The 6,000-nt window shown below is 71.8% G+C and carries 4 protein-coding genes and 3 tRNA genes; 3 read left to right on the forward strand and 4 right to left on the reverse strand.

The features are described from left to right. Positions 1 to 152 precede the first annotated feature (152 nt). The 4 genes from ACFVH5_RS33630 to ACFVH5_RS33645 form a co-directional block, all read right to left on the reverse strand. Positions 153 to 226, reverse strand: a tRNA-Phe gene (locus tag ACFVH5_RS33630). 27 nt (positions 227 to 253) lie between these two features. Continuing rightward, a tRNA-Asp gene (locus ACFVH5_RS33635) sits at positions 254 to 328 on the reverse strand. A gap of 48 nt (positions 329 to 376) precedes the next feature. After that, positions 377 to 449 (reverse strand) — tRNA-Glu (locus tag ACFVH5_RS33640). 80 nt (positions 450 to 529) lie between these two features. Beyond that, entirely contained in the window at positions 530 to 2,086 is a 1,557-nt protein-coding gene (locus ACFVH5_RS33645; protein ID WP_385837477.1) for a metallophosphoesterase, read from the reverse strand. A 114-nt stretch (positions 2,087 to 2,200) separates the two neighbouring features. Between ACFVH5_RS33645 and ACFVH5_RS33650 the strand changes: the two genes are divergently transcribed. From ACFVH5_RS33650 to ACFVH5_RS33660, 3 genes are all read left to right on the forward strand, one after another. After that, positions 2,201 to 2,551: a metallopeptidase family protein gene (locus ACFVH5_RS33650; protein ID WP_384806526.1), complete on the forward strand. Its 351-nt coding sequence runs from the start codon at positions 2,201 to 2,203 to the stop codon at positions 2,549 to 2,551. Between the two features lie 247 nt (positions 2,552 to 2,798). Beyond that, the gene (locus ACFVH5_RS33655; RefSeq protein ID WP_385837480.1) at positions 2,799 to 3,311 is read left to right on the forward strand and encodes a hypothetical protein; all 513 of its coding nucleotides are present in this window, start codon (positions 2,799 to 2,801) and stop codon (positions 3,309 to 3,311) included. A gap of 371 nt (positions 3,312 to 3,682) precedes the next feature. Beyond that, a complete protein-coding gene (locus tag ACFVH5_RS33660; protein WP_385837478.1) occupies positions 3,683 to 5,941 on the forward strand; it encodes a DEAD/DEAH box helicase in 2,259 nt (752 codons plus the stop codon). Positions 5,942 to 6,000: the final 59 nt, after the last annotated feature.

Raw genomic sequence — 6,000 nt, forward strand, 5'->3', positions numbered from 1 at the left:
GCCCGCGTGGCGCGCCGGCGCTTTTGAGGGGCGCGGGGAACTGCGCGGCCAACCCCCACGGACCCGCAGCCGAAGGACCCGCCGGCCGGCCGCAGGGCAAAAGCCCGGGTCACGGCGAAGGCCCCGTCCATCTGGACGGGGCCTTCGAGAAGTGGCTGGGGCCGGGATCGAACCGGCGACCTATCGCTTTTCAGGCGATCGCTCGTACCAACTGAGCTACCCAGCCACGCAGTTCACCGAAGTGATCTGCAAGCGGTCCTGACGGGATTTGAACCCGCGGCCTCCACCTTGACAGGGTGGCGAGCACTCCAAACTGCTCCACAGGACCAAGCTTTGTGCGCGAGCGAGCGAACTCAGTCTCGCACACGGTATTGCGTGCCCCCAACGGGATTCGAACCCGTGCTACCGCCTTGAAAGGGCGGCGTCCTAGGCCGCTAGACGATGAGGGCTATCGGCCCACCTGGGCGCTTCGCAGCGCGTCGGGGACGTGAGAAGCATATGGGATGTCGGGAGGGATCGCCAAAACGGTTTACGGGGTGGGGGTGGAAGGGGGCGTGGAGGCGGGCGCGCCGGGCTGGTTCTCCTTCGGGAGATGGCGGCTGACCTCGGCCGTCGTCAGTCCGAGGCCGCCCAGTTTGATCTCGTCCCAGGCCTGGAGCCGCCGGGTGTCGCGGTCCAGGTAGAGGATCGACGTCTCGATCGGCGCGGGGTCGTCGCCCTCCAGCGCACGCAGCCCGCCTCCGCCGGTGGAGCCCTCGATGCGCAGCCGCGTGCCGTACTTCATGACCTCCATCTCCTGGTGGTGGACATGGCCGGCCAGCACCAGCGGCACGTCCCCGTCCGTCTCGCGCGCGGCCGTCGGGTTGTGCGCGACCGCGATGTCGACCGGGGTCCCGGCCGCTTCCTGGTCGCGGAGGGAGGAGGCGAGGCGGGCACCCGCCAGTACCTCCGACTGGCCGGCGCCGCCCACCCCGGCCGAGCGGTCCGGGGTGAACTGCGGGTCGCCGATCCCCGCGAAGCGCAGGCCGGCGACGGAGGCCGCCCTGCCGTCGTCGAGGACGTGCACGTTCTTCATGCGCTTCAGATAGTCCTGGGTGACCCGCCCGTCGTGGTTGCCGCGCACCCACACGTACGGGGCGCCGAGGTCGGCGACCGGGTCGAGGAAGCCGTTCTCCGCCGCCGTCCCGTGGTCCATCGTGTCCCCGGAGTCGATGATGACATCGATCTTGTACTGCTTCACCAGCGACGCGATGATCTTCCAGCTCGCCGGGTTGAGATGGATGTCGGAGACGTGCAGGACCCGGATCGTGGAGGGGTCCGGCGCGTACGCGGGCAGCGTGGACGTGACGTCGTACAGCTTCGTCACGTTCGTCACCAGGCGGGCCAGTTCCTTCTGGTAGACGTCGAACTCGCTGACGATGCTGCGGGCGTTGCCGACGACCGAGGGCGCGGAGGAGAGCAGGCCCGAGAACTTCGGCTCCAGGACCGACTTGGGGTTCCAGGTGGCGAAGGCCGTCGCCCCGCAGGCGGCCAGCAGGGTCAGCGCCAGGCCGCCCGCCGCGAGGGCCCGGCGCGGACGGCGGTAGACGGCGAGGCCCAGTCCGGTCGCACCGGCGACCACGGCGACACAGGACCGTACGGCCAGGTCGAGCGTGCCGGCGCCGACGTCCTCGGCGACCTCGTCCTGGAGGCCGGAGAGCCGTTCCGGATGGTCGACGAGGGCCTGCGAGCGGACCGGGTCGAGCTGGTCGACGTCCACGTCGAGCCGCAGGGGAGCGGTGTGGCTGCGCAGTTCGAGGGCGCCGAGCGGCGAGACGTTGATCTTCGTCCCGCCGGTGAGGGAGGGGCGCAGGGTCATCGTGGTGTCCATGGGGCCGACCTGCGCCCGGACGTTCCCGACGACCAGCAGACCGAGCCACGCGCCGAGCAGCACGACGGCGACGAGCCCGAGAGCCCGGGTGTACGGGTGCGGTTGATGGACGAGTTCGACGGCGGGCTGGGAACGGCGTGAGCGGTAGTGCCGTACGAGGATGCGGGGAGCCTTCCGTACGCGGAGCAGAGCGGCGGCAGCGGGGACGCGGGCCATTGGGCCCGTATGCCCAAGGGGCGGGGCGGGTATGCGGCTTCCGTCCCGGTGACCTCCGCGGCTCCGGCAGGCGGCAGGCCTGGCGTCCGGGCGTCCGTACCGGACAATGGTCTTGTGCTGGAGATGACGCGCGAGGAGTTCGAGGAACAGGTCGCCGAGGCGCTGGACCGGATCCCGCCGGAGCTGACGCGGTTGATGGACAACGTGGCGGTGTTCGTCGAGGACGAACCGCCCGCCGACGATCCCGAGCTGCTCGGGCTCTACGAGGGGACGCCGCTGACCGATCGCGGTGAGTGGTACGCCGGGGTGCTGCCGGACCGGATCACGATCTACCGGGGGCCCACGCTGCGGATGTGCGGGACGCGCGAGGAGGTGGTGGCCGAGACCGAGGTGACGGTGGTGCACGAGATCGCCCACCACTTCGGCATCGACGACGCGCGCCTGCACGCCCTCGGATACGGCTGACGTCCGCCCTTGGACACGGCCGACGTACGGCCGCCGGACCCGGCTGATGTACGGCCTCCGGGTGTGGTCGGCGTCCGGCGTCCGGACACGGTCGCATCCGGCCCCGTGCGCACGGGGCGCGTACGGCCGCGTGTCCTCTTGCGGGCGGCGGGAGTTGGGCAGGGGGACTCCTCATACCTATCCCCGCGCTCCCGGCTCCGTCCGGACAGGAGGGGACCCCATCCGGAGGTAGCTGCCCGTGCGCGCCATGTACGTACCCGTCCGTCTGGCCGCCGCGGCCCTGGCAGTCGCCGCCTCCGCGGGCTGCATGAGCGTGGGCGACGACGAGGGGGGCAGCCGGGTCAGGCCCTCCCACTCGGCGGGGCAGCGGGGCGGCGAGGAACCCGACGGGGGGTCCGCGGCGGGCCGCGGCGACTCCGGCTATCACGGGGCGAGTGACGGAAAACACGCCAGGGCGAAGCCGGGCAGGTCCGCGTCCGGGTCGGCGTCGCCGTCGGCGGGGGAGAGCGGATCGGCCGCGCCGAAGAAGCCGGTCAAGGGTGACGGCGGCGGGAAGAAGCCCAGGCCAGGGGTGCCTTCGCCGACGAAGGAGCAGCCCACGCCGACGCGTCAGGACCCGGAGCCGACGCCTCCCAAGGAGACCCCGCCGCCGTCCCCGGACCCGACGACCGCCGAGCCGTCGTCCTCGGCGCACCCGGAGCCGGAACCGCAGCTCGTCCAGCGTCGGGAACCGGCGCCCCAGGCCGGGATCCAGGCGTGAGCGGCGCCCCGGGCCGACCGGATCCAGGACCGGCATCCCGGGCCGAAATCCCGGGCCGGAATCCAGGACCGGGATTCAGGACCGGGATTCAGGACCGAGCGGCGTCCGGCGGCTTCGGCGGCAGGGTCCGGACCGGCCGGCGTGAGGGCGTCGCGCGGGCCTCTGACCTGGATATTCGACCCCGGTTTGCCTTGAGCGGCACAGGGTGCGTATGGTAGTAGATCGTTTGATCCCATCGCCCGGCGCCATCACAGAGCGCCGCGTGGCGCGTACTCTCCCTTGCCGTGGCTGACCGCATTGAGGCGGTCGTTTGCGAAATCACGGAGTTGACGGGCGCGTGCCGAAGAGACTCCGGAAGGTTTCGCATTCGCATGTCCATTTCCAGTACTGATCACGTCGTCGTGCCCGAGAACGAGGCGCCCCTTGCGCCCGAGAACCTGGCACCCGAGGTGACCGAAGAGACCGCGGCCCCCGAGATTTCCGCGGCTCCCGAGACCCCTGAGGTCACGTTCAGCGACCTCGGTCTCCCCGAGGGCGTCGTGCGCAAGCTCGCCCAGAACGGTGTGACCAGCCCCTTCCCGATCCAGGCCGCGACCATCCCGGACGCCCTGGCCGGCAAGGACATCCTCGGCCGCGGCCGTACCGGCTCCGGCAAGACCCTCTCCTTCGGCCTGCCGCTGCTCACGCAGCTCTCCGGCGGCCACACCGAGAAGAAGAAGCCCCGCGGCATCATCCTCACGCCGACCCGTGAGCTCGCGATGCAGGTCGCGGACGCCCTCCAGCCGTACGGCGACGTGCTCGGCCTCAAGATGAAGGTCGTCTGCGGCGGTACGTCGATGGGCAACCAGATCTACGCCCTGGAGCGCGGCGTCGACGTCCTCGTCGCCACCCCGGGCCGACTGCGCGACATCATCAACCGCGGCGCCTGCTCCCTGGAGAACGTCCAGGTGGCCGTGCTCGACGAGGCCGACCAGATGTCGGACCTGGGCTTCCTGCCCGAGGTCACCGAGCTGCTCGACCAGATCCCCGGCGGCGGCCAGCGCATGCTGTTCTCGGCCACGATGGAGAACGAGATCTCCACGCTGGTCAAGCGCTACCTCACCAACCCGGTGACGCACGAGGTCGACAGCGCCCAGGGCAACGTCACGACGATGTCCCACCACATCCTCATCGTGAAGCCCAAGGACAAGGCGCCGGTCACCGCCGCGATCGCCTCCCGCAAGGGCCGCACGATCATCTTCGTCCGCACCCAGCTGGGCGCCGACCGTATCGCCGAGCAGCTGTGCGACTCGGGCGTGAAGGCCGACGCGCTGCACGGCGGCATGACGCAGGGCGCCCGTACGCGCGTTCTCGAAGACTTCAAGAAGGGCTACGTCAACGCGCTCGTCGCGACCGACGTCGCCGCCCGCGGCATCCATGTCGACGGCATCGACCTGGTCCTGAACGTGGACCCCGCCGGTGACCACAAGGACTACCTGCACCGCTCCGGCCGTACGGCCCGTGCGGGGCGCAGCGGCACGGTCGTGTCGCTCTCCCTGCCGCACCAGCGCCGGCAGATCTTCCGTCAGATGGAGGACGCGGGCGTCGACGCCACGCGCCACATCATCCAGGGCGGCGCCGCCTTCGACCCGGAGGTCGCGGAGATCACGGGCGCCCGGTCGATGACCGAGGTCCAGGCCGAGTCCGCGGGCAACGCGGCTCAGCAGGCCGAGCGCGAGGTGTCGCAGCTCACGAAGGAGCTGGAGCGCGCGCAGCGGCGTGCCGTCGAGCTGCGCGAGGAGGCCGACCGCCTGGTCGCCCGTTCCGCGCGCGAGCGTGGCGAGGACCCGGAGGCCGCGCTGGCCGAGGCGGCGGCTGTCGTCGAGGCCGCCGCGGTGGCCGTGGCGCAGGAGCCGGTGGCGCAGGCCGCCGAGGTGCGCGACGAGCCGCGTCAGCGCCGTGACGACCGTGGCAACTACGAGCGTCGCGACAACCGTCGTGACGACCGCCCGTCCGGTGGTTTCCGCCGCGACGACCGCGGTGGCGACCGTGGCGGCTTCCGCCGCGACGACCGCCCCTCGGGTGGCTCCGGTGGCGGCTTCAACCGTGACCGCCGTGACGGCGACCGTCCCTCGGGCGGTTTCAACCGTGACCGTCGCGACGACCGCCCGTCGGGTGGCTTCAGCCGTGACCGTCGTGACGAGCGTCCCTCCGGCGGCTTCCGCCGCGACGACGAGCGTGGCGGCCGTTCCTTCGACCGTCGTGACGACCGTCCCTCGGGCGGCTTCCGCCGGGACGACCGTCGTGACGACCGCGGTGGCGACCGTGGCGGCTTCCGCCGCGACGACCGCCCCACGGGCACGGGCTCCTCGGGTGGCGGCTTCAACCGCGACCGCCGTGACGGCGACCGTCCCACCGGCGGTGGCTTCCGCCGCGACGACCGCCCCTCCGGTGGTCACCGTGGCAGCGACCGCCCGTTCAACCGTGACCGGAGCGACCGTCCCACCGGTGGCGGCTTCCGCTCCGGCGGCCACGACCGCCCGTCCGGCCGCCGCGACGACCACCGTGGCGCGGGCTCCGGCTCGGGTTCCGGCTCCACCGGCTCCTCCTTCCGCCGCGACGACAAGCCGCGCTGGAAGCGCAACGGCTGACACCGGCTGACGCCGTAGCGGCAACGTAGTACCCGGCAGCACGCGAAGGGCCCGGACTG

It is taken from the genome of Streptomyces sp. NPDC127119, assembly GCF_042677425.1.
In the GTDB taxonomy this organism is placed as follows: Bacteria; Actinomycetota; Actinomycetes; order Streptomycetales; family Streptomycetaceae; genus Streptomyces.